13 protein-coding genes and 1 pseudogene are annotated in these 13,675 nt (G+C 63.1%); 10 read left to right on the plus strand and 4 right to left on the minus strand.

Features of this window, described 5'->3' with window-relative positions; all coding sequences use genetic code 11:
• Window positions 1-7: 7 nt before the first annotated feature.
• The 5 genes from fdhD to Q0X85_RS17295 all read left to right on the plus strand — a co-directional run bounded on the left by fdhD (window position 8) and on the right by Q0X85_RS17295 (window position 5,482).
• Window positions 8-898: a formate dehydrogenase accessory sulfurtransferase FdhD gene (fdhD, locus tag Q0X85_RS17275; RefSeq protein ID WP_297774068.1), complete on the plus strand. Its 891-nt coding sequence runs from the start codon at window positions 8-10 to the stop codon at window positions 896-898.
• Window positions 895-1,530, plus strand: coding sequence for a molybdenum cofactor guanylyltransferase MobA (gene mobA, locus Q0X85_RS17280; RefSeq protein ID WP_297774069.1), 636 nt, complete (start codon window positions 895-897; stop codon window positions 1,528-1,530). The genes fdhD and mobA overlap by 4 nt, the downstream gene beginning before the upstream one ends.
• On the plus strand, window positions 1,527-2,018 hold the full coding sequence (gene mobB / locus Q0X85_RS17285) for a molybdopterin-guanine dinucleotide biosynthesis protein B (RefSeq protein ID WP_297774070.1): 492 nt from the start codon (window positions 1,527-1,529) through the stop codon (window positions 2,016-2,018). The genes mobA and mobB overlap by 4 nt, the downstream gene beginning before the upstream one ends.
• Window positions 2,019-2,038: 20 nt before the next feature.
• Window positions 2,039-4,141: a gephyrin-like molybdotransferase Glp gene (gene glp / locus Q0X85_RS17290; protein WP_297774072.1), complete on the plus strand. Its 2,103-nt coding sequence runs from the start codon at window positions 2,039-2,041 to the stop codon at window positions 4,139-4,141.
• Between the two features lie 123 nt (window positions 4,142-4,264).
• Window positions 4,265-5,482, plus strand: a complete 1,218-nt coding sequence (locus Q0X85_RS17295) for an MFS transporter (protein ID WP_297774073.1) — start codon at window positions 4,265-4,267, stop codon at window positions 5,480-5,482.
• A gap of 7 nt (window positions 5,483-5,489) precedes the next feature.
• Here Q0X85_RS17295 and Q0X85_RS17300 read toward each other — a convergent pair whose 3' ends face one another.
• The 3 genes from Q0X85_RS17300 to Q0X85_RS17310 all read right to left on the minus strand — a co-directional run bounded on the left by Q0X85_RS17300 (window position 5,490) and on the right by Q0X85_RS17310 (window position 8,173).
• Window positions 5,490-6,860 (minus strand): glutamate--cysteine ligase, encoded by a 1,371-nt coding sequence (locus Q0X85_RS17300; protein WP_297774075.1) that lies wholly within the window; start codon window positions 6,858-6,860, stop codon window positions 5,490-5,492.
• 63 nt (window positions 6,861-6,923) lie between these two features.
• Entirely contained in the window at window positions 6,924-7,451 is a 528-nt protein-coding gene (locus Q0X85_RS17305; protein ID WP_297774077.1) for a hypothetical protein, read from the minus strand.
• On the minus strand, window positions 7,448-8,173 hold the full coding sequence (locus Q0X85_RS17310) for a 16S rRNA (uracil(1498)-N(3))-methyltransferase (protein ID WP_297774078.1): 726 nt from the start codon (window positions 8,171-8,173) through the stop codon (window positions 7,448-7,450). Before Q0X85_RS17310 ends, Q0X85_RS17305 begins: the two co-directional genes overlap by 4 nt.
• 11 nt (window positions 8,174-8,184) lie before the next feature.
• Between Q0X85_RS17310 and ubiA the strand changes: the two genes are divergently transcribed.
• From ubiA to eno, 4 genes are all read left to right on the plus strand, one after another.
• Entirely contained in the window at window positions 8,185-9,147 is a 963-nt protein-coding gene (ubiA, locus tag Q0X85_RS17315; protein ID WP_297774080.1) for a 4-hydroxybenzoate octaprenyltransferase, read from the plus strand.
• Between the two features lie 63 nt (window positions 9,148-9,210).
• Window positions 9,211-11,118 carry an OmpA family protein gene (locus tag Q0X85_RS17320; protein WP_297774082.1) on the plus strand — a complete coding sequence of 636 codons (1,908 nt, stop codon included), beginning with the start codon at window positions 9,211-9,213 and terminating at the stop codon, window positions 11,116-11,118.
• Window positions 11,115-11,450: a hypothetical protein gene (locus Q0X85_RS17325; protein WP_297774085.1), complete on the plus strand. Its 336-nt coding sequence runs from the start codon at window positions 11,115-11,117 to the stop codon at window positions 11,448-11,450. Before Q0X85_RS17320 ends, Q0X85_RS17325 begins: the two co-directional genes overlap by 4 nt.
• 181 nt (window positions 11,451-11,631) lie before the next feature.
• Entirely contained in the window at window positions 11,632-12,906 is a 1,275-nt protein-coding gene (eno, locus tag Q0X85_RS17330) for a phosphopyruvate hydratase (RefSeq protein WP_297774086.1), read from the plus strand.
• A 72-nt stretch (window positions 12,907-12,978) separates the two neighbouring features.
• On the opposite strand, the gene Q0X85_RS17335 is transcribed toward eno, so the two are convergent.
• Entirely contained in the window at window positions 12,979-13,254 is a 276-nt protein-coding gene (locus Q0X85_RS17335; protein ID WP_297774088.1) for a glycine zipper 2TM domain-containing protein, read from the minus strand.
• Between the two features lie 187 nt (window positions 13,255-13,441).
• Here Q0X85_RS17335 and Q0X85_RS17340 point away from each other — a divergent pair.
• Window positions 13,442-13,555 (plus strand): annotated as a pseudogene (locus tag Q0X85_RS17340) (cupin domain-containing protein); the annotation flags it as partial.
• Window positions 13,556-13,675 lie beyond the last annotated feature (120 nt).

A 13,675-nucleotide genomic window follows, 5' to 3' on the forward strand; every position in this document is an offset into this window, starting at 1 on the left:
GGAGGAGATGCAATTGGCCACGCGTGACCACCAGTCATCCTATATTATCGCACCGGACCCGTCCGCACCCCGTCTGACTCGTGCGGTCGAAGGGACGGATCACGACGGCAATCGCGCCGATATCTCGGTTGTCGAGGAACGCCCGCTGACGATTTTTCTCAATGGGCAGGAGATCGTGACCGCAATGACCATTGGCGATTATCCAGAATATCTGGCGATCGGTTTTCTGCGCAATCAGGGCATGTTGGGCAAAGACGAGACGGTGTTGGGCGTCGATTTCGATGAGGAGTTGGAAACCGTTGTCGTGCGTACCGACGGGCAGACCAACTACGAGGAAAAGCTAAAGAAAAAGACGCGTACCTCGGGCTGTGCCGTGGGGACTGTTTTTGGTGACATGATGGAAGGGTTGGAAGGTGTGACCCTGCCGGCTGTGACGGTCAAGACCTCAGATCTTTACACGCTTGCCAACATGATCAACCGCACGCCCTCGCTTTATCTTGAAGCGGGGGCCATTCATGGCACTGTGCTTTGCAAGGGTGCGCAACCGCTGGTCTACATGGAGGACGTTGGTCGCCATAACGCGGTCGACAAGATAGCGGGCTGGATGTTCAGCGAGGGCGTGAGCGCCGACGACAAGACGCTTTATACGACCGGACGGCTCACGTCTGAGATGGTGATCAAGACCGCAATGATGGGGATTCCGGTTCTGGCGTCGCGTTCCGGATTCACCGCCTGGGGCGTTGATATCGCGCGCCAGGTGGGTCTGACACTGATTGGCCGGATGCGCGGCAAGCGCTTTGTATGTCTCGCAGGCGACGACAGGTTGATGCGTGACATGGACCCCGACAGCGTGGGAGAGGAAGACAAGAAACACCGCCGAAAAGGGGCAGGGACATGACGCTCTCCCTCGGTGTCATCCTCGCTGGTGGTCAGGCGACCCGCATGGGCGGCGGCGACAAGGGGCTGTTGATCCTGGATGATCGCCCTATCCTAGCGCATGTGATCGAGCGCTTTGCGCCGCAGGTCGGGGCGATGGCGCTAAATGCCAACGGCGATCCCGCACGATTCGACGACTTCAACCTGCCAGTTCTGGCCGATCCCATTGCTGGTTTCGCCGGGCCTTTGGTTGGGGTTCTGGCCGGCCTCGATTGGGCGGCGGAGCAGGGCGCTGAAACCGTCGTTACCGTCGCGGCCGACACTCCGTTCTTTCCGCCCGATCTGGTCGGACATCTGACCGAGGTGGCCAACGAGATGGCGCATCCTCTCGTTCTCGCGGCCACCCCACGCGGCCAAACCGAGACCCGTTCGATGAGTGGCAGCGGTCTTATCAGGCATCCCACCTTCGGCCTGTGGCCGACGGCGCTGCGGCACGACTTGCGCTCGGCCCTTTCGGATGGGCTGCGCAAGGTGGTGATCTGGACCGAAAAGCACGCCGGACGCGAGGCCGTGTTCGACGACGCCCTTGATCCCTTTTTCAACGTCAATACGCCCGAGGATCTCGCTACGGCGCGCAGGAGAGTGCAGACATGAGAATTTACGGCGTCACCGGCTGGAAGAACGCGGGCAAGACCGGTCTGATGGAGCGCCTCGTGGCTGAGATCACTGGGCGCGGATTCAGTGTTTCGACCGTAAAGCATGCCCACCATACCTTTGACGTTGATCATCCGGGCAAGGACAGCCACCGCCACCGAGTTGCCGGCGCGACCGAGGTGTTGCTGGCTTCGCGCAACCGCTTTGCGCTCATGCACGAATTGCGCGCGGGTGACGAGCCGCCGCTTGAGGACCTTCTGCAAAGGCTCTCACCGGTCGATCTTGTGCTCGTTGAAGGATACAAGCGCGACCGCCACCCCAAGATCGAAGCATTTCGCGCCGAGGCCGGGAACCCGCTGATCGCCGAGGGCGACCCCACCATTCGCGCAGTCGCGAGCGACACGCCTCTGACCATAGACCGGGTGCTCTTTGAGCTCGACGATACCGCGGCCATCGCGGAGTTCATCCTCAAAGACGTCGGGCTTTGATCGCGTTTGACAGCTTTGCCATGGTTGATTGGTCGGGTGGCAACGATACTGGCGCCCGCGAGCGGAAGGATGCCATCTGGCTTGGGCTCGTCCGCGGCGGTGTTGAAGAACCGCCGGTGTACCTGCGCAACCGGATTTGTGCAGAAGCGACGCTCGCCGCCCTGATCGAGGCCGAGCGCGCCGCTGGCCGCCGTCTGCTCATCGGCTTTGATTTTCCGTTTGGGTTTCCAAATGGGTTTGCGCAGGCGTTGACGGGCTTGGCCGACCCGTTTGCAATCTGGTCATGGCTTGCCGCGCGTATTGACGATTCCCCAGACGCCAACACGCGGTTTGAGGTCGCGGGCCGCATCAATCGGATGCTCAGCGGGGGCAAGGGCCCGTTCTGGGGAAACGCCCGGCCCAAACACGATGTGCCCGGTTTACCACGGACCAAGGCAGGCTATGCCAACCCGTTTGCGGACAAGCGTGTTGCCGAGGACCAGGCACCCGGTTCCTTTACCTGCTGGCAGCTTGCTGGTGCCGGCGCGGTCGGCTCTCAGGTGTTGATGGGCTTGCCGGTGCTGCACCGGCTGCGGGTGCGGTTCGGCTCCGATGTCGCGGTCTGGCCCTTTGAGGCGCTGACATGCCCGGTGGTATTTGCAGAGATCTGGCCGGGCCTGATCAATCCGGTGGTGAAAGAGCAAGAGGCGGCCGGCGGTATTCGCGACGCTCATCAGGTCCGACTGATGGCCCGTGCGCTTGATCGCTTGAACCCTGAAAGCCTTGCCGCCATGCTGGAAGTTGACGCGCCTGAGGAAGGCTGGATTCTCGGATTGGAACAGGAGAATGAACTGATGTGCGCCGCGCGCGACCCGCTCAAGCCACCACCATTGCGAGATGACTGTTTCGCGCTGCCAGCCGGTGTTGACTGGACACCTGTCGATGAGGCGCTTCGCCTGTTGCAAGACCGGCTCCAGCCGGTGGTCGGGCAGGCGCGCGTGCCACTTGAGCAGGCGTTGGGCCGGGTTCTGGCCGCGCCCGTCGCGGCCACGCGGGCCAATCCGCCAGAGGCGAATACGGCGGTCGATGGCTATGGTTTCGCGCATGCCAGCCTTGGCGAAGGCGACCAGATATTGCCTCTGGTTGCGGGCCGCGCGGCAGCGGGTGCGCCCTATCCCGGCCATGTTCCGGCGGGGTACGCCATCCGCGTGCTGACCGGCGCGGCCTTGCCCGAGGGTGTCGATACGGTGATCCTGCAAGAAGATGTGACGCGGGACACCAGAGGGCAAGAGGGCCGTATCGCCTTTCGCGCGGGGCTCAAGGGCGGTGCCAATACCCGTCGTGCGGGAGAGGATGTCTCGGTGGGTGCGACGGTGCTTGAGCCGGGCCGCGTCGTCACCCCTGCCGATCTGGCGCTTTGCGCCGCCGTGGGGCTGGCCGATCTGACCGTCCATGACCAGTTGCGTGTCGCCGTCATCTCAACTGGAGACGAGTTGGTCGAGGCCGGACAGCCGGCTAAGGCGGGCCAGATTTACGATGCCAATCGACCCATGCTGACAGGGTTGCTTCAGCAGATGGGATATGCCGCGCTCGATATCGGGCGAGTCGCCGATGACCGGGCCTCGCTGCGTGCCGCGCTCGACCGCGCCGCGGCGAATTCAGACGCGATCCTTACCTCTGGTGGGGCCTCTTCGGGTGACGAGGATCACGTTTCAGCCTTGCTGACCGAGGCAGGTGTCATGACCGAGTGGCGCATCGCCCTCAAGCCGGGCCGCCCACTGGCCTTGGGTCTATGGCGCGGTGTGCCGGTCTTTGGCTTGCCGGGCAACCCGGTTGCGGCACTTGTTTGCGCGCTGATTTTTGCGCGGCCCGCGTTGCGGCTCCTGTCCGGGGCCGGCTGGTCATCGCCGCAGGGCTTCGACATTCCCGCCGGTTTTGCGAAATCCAAGAAGCCCGGTCGCCGGGAGTATTTACGTGCGCGGCTGCGCGACGGGCGCGCCGAGGTGTTCGCGTCCGAGGGCTCGGGCCGGATCAGCGGTCTCAGCTGGGCCGAAGGATTGGTCGAGTTGCCTGATGGGCCTGCAACTATCCACCCTGGCGATCCGGTGCGCTACATCCCGTTCTCCAGCTTTTTAAACGGCTGATGCCCGCACTGTTGCACGGCGGTTTCACGGTTCCGAAAATACTCCTGTGGGGTCAGGGACAGCCGCCTCTCATGGCCCATTTTCCTCTGGTCAGGCTCTGGAACTCGCCGTAACGTCGCGGCCATGAATGCCGATGTCACCCTTCTCGACAGTCGCTATGCTTGGATGCGCCTGTGCGTTTCGCTCGCGATCGCGATGGTTGGCAATGTAGGGATGTGGTCGATCATTGTGGTCATGCCGGCGATACAAGCCGAATTCGCCGTCGACAGGGCGACGGCCTCCATGCCCTATACGCTCACCATGGTTGGCTTTGCGCTTGGCAATCTGGTGATCGGGCGGGTGGTGGACCGGTTCGGTGTAACTGCCGCGCTGATCGGCGCGGCCTTGCTTATCGGTATCTCGACGGCGCTTGCGTCGCTCAGCCCGTCGGTGCCTATCCTCTCCGGTATGCAATTTCTCGTGGGCTTCGGAACGGCGGCGAGCTTTGGTCCGCTCATTGCCGATGTCTCGCTCTGGTTTCTCAAACGGCGCGGCATCGCCGTGGCGATCACGGCGAGCGGCAATTATCTCTCCGGCGCGATCTGGCCCGTTATCCTTGCTGGGATACTGTCCAGCCAGGGATGGCGGGCGGTTTATCTGGTGCTGGCCATCGTTACGGTTGCGAGTGTGATTCCGCTGGCCCTCTTGCTGCGGCGGCGCTTGCCGCTCGCGGCACGCGCTCATGCCGATAGCCTGTCGCTCGCGCGTGCGGGCAGCACCGGCCTTTCACCACGGACCTTGGCGCTTTTGCTAGGGCTGGCCGGGGTTGGGTGCTGTGTGGCCATGTCGATGCCTCAGGTCCATATCGTGAGCTATTGCGTCGATCTTGGCTATGGTCCTGCTGTAGGCTCTCAGATGCTGTCTTTGATGCTCTTGGGCGGGGTTGGCTCGCGTTTGGTTTCAGGGCTGCTGGCCGACCGCTTGGGCGGTGTTCGGACGCTGCTTATTGGGTCGGCGCTGCAATGCCTTGCGCTCTTTCTCTATCTGCCGTCGGGTGGGTTGACCTCGCTTTATGTGGTCAGCCTCGTGTTCGGGCTGGCGCAGGGCGGTATCGTGCCGAGTTATGCCGTGATCGTGCGCGAGTACATGCCAAGCGCCGAGGCCGGGCGGCGCGTCGGGTTTGTCATGATGGCGACAATCGCCGGCATGGCGCTTGGCGGCTGGATGTCGGGCTGGATTTACGACCTGACGGGCAGCTATTACATGGCGTTTCTCAACGGCATCGCATGGAACTTCCTGAATATCGGGATCATGGTGCTGATCCTGATCCGCACGCGCATGCGCAATCCGCTTCCGGCTTGATTGGCTGTCAGTAGCTGAATTCGGCGTAGATGCGGCTCAGGTCGCCCTGCCAGTCGCCGTGATAGTGCTCCAGCAACTCGTCGGCGGGGGTCTTGCCCGTCTCGACGCTTTCGCGCAGCGTGTTGAGGAAATGGGTCTCGTCAGGGATCATGCCGCCGCCGCCTGCGTAGCCGCGCGCCTTGAGGCCGGATTCCGAGATGTCGAGCACCTCGCGTGCCAGAGCGTGCATGTCGACCCCGTTCACCTTTGCCTGAAGCCCGTCAACGCTGGCAGCAATGCGCAGCCCCTCGCGGGTCTCTGCGTCCCAGCCCTTGGCGATGTCCCATGCGGCGTCGAGTGCGGATTGGTCATACATCAGCCCGACCCAGAACGCGGGCAGCGCGCAGAGCCTGCGCCACGGCCCGCCATCGGCACCGCGCATCTCCATGAATTTCTTGATCCGTGCCTCGGGGAAGATGGTGGTCAGGTGATCGGCCCAATCGCTGAGCGTCGGTTTCTCGCCGGGCAGGGCGGGCAACTCGCCCTTCAGGAAATCGCGGAAGGACTGGCCCAAAGCGTCGATATACTGCCCGTCGCGATAGACGAAATACATCGGCACATCGAGCGCGTAATCGGCGTATTGCTCAAACCCGAACCCCTGCTCAAAGACAAACGGCAACATGCCGGTGCGGTCGGCATCGAGATCGCGCCAAACCCGGGCGCGCCATGACTTGTGGCCGTTGGGCTTGCCCTCCAGAAACGGCGAATTGGCGAAGAGCGCCGTGGCGACCGGTTGCAGGGCCAGTGCCACGCGCAGTTTCTGCACCATGTCCGCCTCGGTCGCGAAATCGAGATTGACCTGCACGGTGCAGGTGCGGCGCATCATGGTCTGACCCATGGTGCCGACCTTTTGCATGTAGCTGTCCATCAGCTTGTAACGGCCCTTGGGCATCATCGGCATCTGGTCATGCGTCCAGATGGGCGCGGCACCCAGCCCGATGAAGCCGACGCCGACCTTGTCGGCGATGTCCTTCACATCGGCCAGATGTTCGTTCACCTCGTCGCAGGTCTGGTGGATGTTCTCCAGTGGCGCGCCGCTGAGTTCCAGCTGTCCGCCGGGTTCCAAAGAGACGTTCGCCCCGTCCTTTTCCAACCCGATGAGCTTGCCGCCCTCCTCCAGAGGGGCCCAGCCATGGCCGTCGCGCAGCCCTTCGAGCACGGCCAGCACGCTGCGTTCGCCCTCGTAGGGGATGGGCAGGAGCGTGTCCTTGCAATAGCCGAATTTCTCGTGTTCGGTGCCAATGCGCCAATCTTGCTTGGGTTTGCAGCCAGTTGCGAGATACTCGGCCAGCTGCTCCTGGCGTTCGATCGGCCCGCCGCCGGATTGAGGGATGGACATGTTCGGGCCTCCTGATCAGGGCATTTTCACGAAGGCCACAGTTGGCGCCAATCTCGCGAAGTGTCAATGCAGCCAAAGGTGCGAGTGAGCGCTTTGCCCGGACTGCCAGATCACAGTCGGATGATCGGGCAAGCGGCGCATCTGTGCGAGCATATGTTCTGTTCGCAACCCGGGCAGGGTGGCGAAGGCATCGAACAGCGCCTCCGCGCCTTCGGCATTGAGCGGAATGTGCAGGTCTGTTGTGTCGGTCGTGCTCAGCACCCAATGCGGGGGCGAGCCGGTCGGATCGAGTGTGAGCGCGTCCAGATCACGGATCGCCACCACCCCACCTGTCAGCGGGCCGAAATAGGCGACCTGCCCCTCGTCAATGCGAACCACGCCCGGCCCGCCAGCGCCCGCGCGAAACCGCGTGCGTTGTAGCCCGATCACGACGACTGCGGCGGCAAGTCCGAGCACCCCATAGCCCAACCAGTGCAGCAGGCCCACAGCACGGATCACCCACCACAGGCCGAGCATGGCGAGCCCCGCCCCGATCAGCACTTCCCGCCAGCGCCATAGGGCGGCCCGTGCCTCGGGACGGACAAAGCTCATGCCCAGTCTCCAAGCGCCTGTTGCCAGACCGTGAGGGCGGCGACGGCGGCGGTATCGGCGCGCAGGATGCGCGGCCCGAGTGCGACCGGTTGAGCGAAGGGCAGGGCGGCGAGACGCGTGCGTTCAGCGTCGGAAAAGCCGCCCTCGGGTCCGATCAGGATCGCCCAGGCATCGCCCCCCGCCGCGCGCAGGAGGGACCCCGCACCGGCAAGCGCCTCGTCGCAGAACATCAATTGGCGGTCTTCGGGCCAGTCGGACAGCAGCGTGTCGAGTTTGTGCAGGCCGGTCACTTCGGGCACAAACGTGCCGCCGCATTGTTCCGCCGCCTCGACGGCATGGGCCTGAAGCCGGTCCTGCCGGATGCGTTCGGAATTGGTGAAATCGGTCTGCACGGGGATGATCCGTGCGGCACCCATCTCGGCGGCCTTCTCGACGATGAAATCGGTGCGCGCCTTCTTGATCGGGGCAAACAGCAGCCAGAGATCGGGCGGGTTGCGTTGCGGGGCGGTCAGTTCCTGCACGACGAGCGTGCCGCCGCGTTTGCCCGCTTCGGCCACCTCGGCGCGCCATTCGCCGTCGCGCCCGTTGAAGAGCAGCACCGCGTCGCCCGCCCCCTGGCGCATCACGCCGAAAAGATAATGCGCCTGATCGCGGGCCAGAGGAATGGTTTGCCCTTGCCCCAGGGACTGCTCTACACAAAGCCTGATCTTTGCCGTTTTCATGAGGCCAGCATATGACCGGAGACAACCAGACGCCAGAGGCCGCGGGCCGTGTGGCCGATGCCTATCGCGGAAACTGGGTGGATCGGCTGGCCCCTGCCGTGACGCGGCCCTACCTGCGGCTGTCGCGCGCGGATCGACCGATTGGCACCTGGCTGTTGCTGTTGCCCTGCTGGTGGGGGCTGACGCTGGCGATGCTGTCGGACAGCCATGCGGGCTGGCATGATCTGTGGATCTTTGCGGGCTGCGGCATCGGCGCATTCCTCATGCGCGGGGCGGGCTGCACCTGGAACGACATCACTGATCGCGATATCGACGGATCGGTCGCGCGCACCGCATCGCGGCCCATCCCGTCGGGGCAGGTGACGGTCCGGGGAGCGGTGATGTGGATGTGTGCGCAAGCGTTCATCGCCTTCGGGATTCTCCTGACGTTCAATTGGGCGGCCATCGCGCTCGGGGTGCTGTCGCTGGTGCCGGTGGCGGTCTATCCCTTTGCCAAGCGATTCACCTGGTGGCCGCAGATCTTTCTGGGTCTCGCGTTCAACTGGGGGGCGCTGCTGGCCTGGACGGCGCATAGCGGGCGGTTGGAGGCCCCGGCAGTGGTGCTCTATCTGGCCGGGATAGCCTGGACGCTCTTCTATGACACGATCTATGCCCATCAGGACGCCGAGGACGATGCGCTCATCGGTGTGAAATCCACGGCGCGGCTCTTTGGTCAGAATTCCCCGCGCTGGTTGCGTTGGTTTCTGGCGGGCAATGTTTCGCTGATGGCGGTGGCGGTGATTCTGGCTGCGCCTGATGGGTTGCCCGCGCTGCTGGTCGCGCTGTGTGGCCCATGGGCCATGGGCTGGCACATGCAATGGCAAATGCGAAAGCTGGATCTGGAGAATAACGATCGTCTCTTGATGCTGTTTCGCTCGAACCGGGATGCGGGGCTTTTGCCTGTGCCATTTTTCGCTGTCGCCTTCCTGCTGTGATTGCGCTCGGCCTGCACGGGGCCTAAAGACAACGATAGGTTCAACAACAGCGACCCATGCCAGATGCGTTTATCATCCGTCTTCACAATTGCAGGCCTGTTCGCCGGGGCTGCGGTCCTTGCGGTTGTTGCCGCGGGCTTTGCGGTCAGCGCGATCGAGGATGGCTCTCGCCACGCAGTACGGGATAGGCTGGATGCCGAGGGCATGGTGTGGGCCGAGGTCGATACAAACGGCTTGCAACTTTTCCTTGCCGGCACCGCTCCGAGCGAGGCCAGCCGGTTCAAGGCGCTGTCCGTGGCCGGAACTGTGGTCGATGCGGCACGGGTGATCGATCAGATGCTGGTCGAAGATGCGGCTGACATAGCCCCGCCCCGTTTTGCCATAGAGATCCTGCGGAACGACCATGGCATTTCACTGATCGGGCTTATACCCTCCGCCACCGACCGCGACCAATTGCTCGACGATATCGCCGAGGCAACCGATGGCGAAAAAGTCGCTGACCTGCTCGACGCCGCCGACTATCCTCATCCCGAAACATGGCCGGATGCGCTTGATTACGCGGTCCGCTCGTTGGGTAAGTTATCGCGCGCCAAAATCTCGGTCAGTGCTGATCGGGTCGAGATAACCGCGATGGTCGATAGCGCCGAGGCGCAGCGCCGGATCGAGGGCGAGCTTGCCCGCACAGCCCCGGATGACGTGCGGCTCGCCGTGGCGATCTCTGCCCCGCGCCCGGTTCTGACCCCCTTTACGTTGCGGTTCGTGATTGACGATACGGGCGCGCGGTTCGATGCGTGTTCGGCCGATACCGACGAGGCGCGTGACCGCATACTGCGCGCCGCCGGACAGGCCGGCCTGCAAGAAAGGACCGATTGCGTCGTCGGCATGGGCGTGCCGTCCCCGCATTGGGCGCGTGCCGCTGAATTGTCCATTGCCGCGCTCGCGCAGTTGGGCGGGGGCAGTGTGACATTGTCGGACGCCGATATCGCGTTGCGCGCCGCAGAAGGCACCGAACAGGGACTCTTCGACGACATAGCGGGTCAACTCGAGGCGGATCTGCCAGAGGTTTTCGCGCTTACCGCCACATTGCCCGAGCCACCCGATACCGAGCAGCCCGTCACGCCCGAGTTTATCGCCACGCTGTCGCCTGAGGGTCAAGTGCTGATCCGGGGGCGGGTGGGCAGCGAGACGGTTCGGGAAACCGTGCGCAGTTTTGCAAAGGCGCGGTTTTCGTCCGATGCCGTGCACCTTACAGCGCGGGTGGCTGATGGGTTGCCGCGGGACTGGTCTTTGCGGGTTCTGACCGGGCTCGAGGCGCTCTCGCACCTGTCGAACGGGGCCGTCACTGTCACTCCAGAGGGCCTCAGCGTCGCCGGTAATACCGGACGCAAGAGTGCCAGCACAGAGATCGCGCAGTTTCTCTCCGAAAAGCTGGGTGGCTCAGAGACATATGAGATCGACGTCACTTACAAAGAGGCGCTCGATCCGGTTGCTGCGATGCCGACGCCTGATGAGTGTGAGGCGCGCATCGCCGAGGTTCAGGCGTCGCGGAAGATCAACTTTGAGCCCGGCTCGGCCACGATTGATGGGCAGGGGGCGGCTATCATGGATGACATTGCCGAGATCCTGAAACAATGTGGTGAGATCCGCATGGAGATCGGCGGCCATACCGACAGTCAGGGACGCGAGGAAATGAACCAGCAACTGAGCCTCGAGCGCGCCCGCGCCGTCCTCAATGAGCTGCGCTTGCGACGCGTCCTGACGTCGGCGATTGATGCCGTCGGATACGGCGAAAGCCAGCCCATCGCCGACAATGGTACCGAAGAGGGGCGTGAGACAAATCGGCGTATTGAATTCCGCTTAATCCGGCCCGAACCTCTGCCTGATGAGCAGACGGCGCTTGAAAGCCTCGAAAAACCAGTGGAAGAAGTCGGTGGGACCGAACAAGAAACGCAGGATCAGGGCACCGAATGAACAGAACCGAATTCATCATCGCGACTGCCATCGTCCTTTTCGTGGCGTTTTGCATGGGATGGTTCGCCAACTGGCTGGTGCACAGGTTTATCCGTGTGCCGGGCTCGGATGTGGGTGAGCTGGAGCGCATGGCGCAGGAATTGCACGAGGCGGAAGAGACCCGTGATCAGGCGATCACCTATCTGCAACAGCGTGAAGCCGAACTGACCAACCAGATCAGCCAGACAGAAGCCGAACTCGCCGCGACGATGGATGGGCTGCGCGAGGCACGCTACGAGGCGGAGCAATTGCGCGCTCATCTCGACAAGGTTGCGGGCCGCGCCGCAAGCTGACCGCCGGTGACGTGCGTGCTGTCGACCCATACCGCCATGAGGATCAATCCTGGGCTTGGGGCTCATGCGTCAGGCTCGTAGGGGCCGGCGCCGCAAAGCCACTGATGCGGGCTCCGTTTGCAAAGCATCGAAAACTTGCTATGGCACCGTCAACGCAATTTGATCCAGGGAATCCCCGCCAATGAGCAGCATCATCGACATCCACGCCCGCGAAATTCTCGACAGCCGGGGCAACCCCACGGTCGAGGTGGATGTAACGCTCGAAGATGGCACCATGGGCCGTGCGGCGGTGCCCTCGGGGGCCTCGACCGGCGCGTATGAGGCGGTGGAGCGGCGCGACGGCGACGCCGCGCGCTATCTCGGCAAGGGCGTGCTGGAGGCCTGCGCAAGCGTCAACGGCGAGATCGCGGAGGAACTTCTCGGAATGGACGCCACCGAGCAGGTCGCCGTGGACATGACGATGATCGAACTGGACGGCACCCCCAACAAGGGGCGTCTCGGCGCGAACGCGATCCTCGGCGTCAGCCTAGCGGTGGCCAAGGCGGCGGCGGATTATTCCGGTCAGCCGCTCTATCGCTACGTCGGCGGCACCTCGGCGCGCACCCTGCCGGTGCCGATGATGAACATCATCAATGGCGGCGAGCATGCCGACAACCCGATCGACATTCAGGAATTCATGATCATGCCGGTCAGCGCATCCGACATCCGCGATGCGGTGCGCATGGGCGCCGAGGTGTTCCACACCCTGAAAAAGGAACTGTCGGCGGCGGGCCTCGCCACCGGCGTCGGCGACGAGGGCGGCTTTGCCCCGGCCTTGTCCTCGACCCGCGACGCGCTCGATTTCATCCTGAAATCCATCGAAAAGGCGGGCTACACACCGGGCGACGACATCTGCCTCGCGCTCGATTGCGCCGCCACCGAGTATTACAAGGGCGGCAAATACGAGCTGTCCGGCGAGGGGCTGAGCCTTTCGAGCGACGAGAACGTGGCCTACCTGCAAAGCCTGGTGAACGACTACCCGATCATCTCGATCGAGGACGGTTGTTCAGAGGATGACTGGGACGGCTGGGTGGCCCTCACGCAGGCCATCGGAGACCGCGTGCAACTGGTCGGCGACGATCTCTTCGTGACCAATCCGACGCGCCTGGCCATGGGGATCGAGAAGGGCGCGGCCAACTCGATGCTGGTCAAGGTGAATCAGATCGGCTCGCTCACGGAAACGCTGCAAGCGGTCGAGATGGCGCATCGCGCGCGCATGACAAATGTCATGTCGCACCGCTCGGGCGAGACCGAGGACGCGACCATCGCCGATCTGGCCGTGGCCACCAATTGCGGGCAGATCAAGACCGGCTCGCTCGCCCGCTCGGACCGGTTGGCAAAATACAATCAGTTGATCCGGATCGAGGAAATGCTCGGCGAAACCGCAGTTTACGCAGGCCGCTCGATCCTGCGCTGACCCAACGTCGCGGCAAGGAAAACGGGCCGGGCTCTCTCAAAGTCCGGCCCGTGTCTGTTATCCGTCCCGATATCAGCGGCAGGGAGCCGTGTAATAGGTGCCGTCGCCGCGCGCATAGGCACAATTGCCGTTCTGCGTGTTCTGCGCCACGACCGTCCCGGCAGCCGCCCCTCCGAGTGCCGAGATAAGCCGCCATTCGTCACTCGCATCAAAGACCTCTGCTGTCAGCAAGCCAGCCGCAGCACCACCGGCCGCCCCTGCTACCGTGCGCCCCTCGGGGGACATATTCGCGCACGCCCCGAGTGTAAGCACTGAAATGGCTGCAACGCATGTCATCCAGAACTTCATCTTGGTTCTCCTTTCCTTGGTTCGGCAGGACAGGATCTGCCCCGGTCAGGTCTGTTTCAGACCATCGTCGACACCTGCGAAACGCGACCGTCCGGTAACTTGTTCCATCGTGAAAAAGGAAAAATGATATGAGCCGCTTCATGCCTTGTCAGGGTCTTGCAATCGCGCAAGACTGAAGCCCATGAAATTGAACGCCAAGATCCTCATTGATCGACTGGGCCTTTGCCCACACCCGGAAGGGGGCTATTACCGCGAGACATGGGTGGCGCAGAATGAGGGCCGCCCAAGCGGAACAGAGATATAGCTGAAAGTTGGTGATGGCCCCTGAGGGGCGGCATATCATGGCGGTGTTCAAGACGCCGTCAATTCTCTGGAGAGAAAGGGATATGCCACATGACGAAGACTACCATTACCGGGTTGC

The sequence above is a fragment of the uncultured Roseovarius sp. genome, from assembly GCF_947259555.1.
Taxonomy (GTDB): Bacteria; Pseudomonadota; Alphaproteobacteria; order Rhodobacterales; family Rhodobacteraceae; genus Roseovarius.

Coding starts and splice junctions, on each gene's coding strand:
- fdhD (WP_297774068.1), top strand. CDS start 8: ATGCAATTGGCCACGCGTGACCACCAGTCATCCTATATTATCGCACCG.
- mobA (WP_297774069.1), top strand. CDS start 895: ATGACGCTCTCCCTCGGTGTCATCCTCGCTGGTGGTCAGGCGACCCGC.
- mobB (WP_297774070.1), top strand. CDS start 1,527: ATGAGAATTTACGGCGTCACCGGCTGGAAGAACGCGGGCAAGACCGGT.
- glp (WP_297774072.1), top strand. CDS start 2,039: ATGGTTGATTGGTCGGGTGGCAACGATACTGGCGCCCGCGAGCGGAAG.
- Q0X85_RS17295 (WP_297774073.1), top strand. CDS start 4,265: ATGAATGCCGATGTCACCCTTCTCGACAGTCGCTATGCTTGGATGCGC.
- Q0X85_RS17300 (WP_297774075.1), bottom strand. CDS start 6,860: ATGTCCATCCCTCAATCCGGCGGCGGGCCGATCGAACGCCAGGAGCAG.
- Q0X85_RS17305 (WP_297774077.1), bottom strand. CDS start 7,451: ATGAGCTTTGTCCGTCCCGAGGCACGGGCCGCCCTATGGCGCTGGCGG.
- Q0X85_RS17310 (WP_297774078.1), bottom strand. CDS start 8,173: ATGAAAACGGCAAAGATCAGGCTTTGTGTAGAGCAGTCCCTGGGGCAA.
- ubiA (WP_297774080.1), top strand. CDS start 8,185: ATGACCGGAGACAACCAGACGCCAGAGGCCGCGGGCCGTGTGGCCGAT.
- Q0X85_RS17320 (WP_297774082.1), top strand. CDS start 9,211: ATGCGTTTATCATCCGTCTTCACAATTGCAGGCCTGTTCGCCGGGGCT.
- Q0X85_RS17325 (WP_297774085.1), top strand. CDS start 11,115: ATGAACAGAACCGAATTCATCATCGCGACTGCCATCGTCCTTTTCGTG.
- eno (WP_297774086.1), top strand. CDS start 11,632: ATGAGCAGCATCATCGACATCCACGCCCGCGAAATTCTCGACAGCCGG.
- Q0X85_RS17335 (WP_297774088.1), bottom strand. CDS start 13,254: ATGAAGTTCTGGATGACATGCGTTGCAGCCATTTCAGTGCTTACACTC.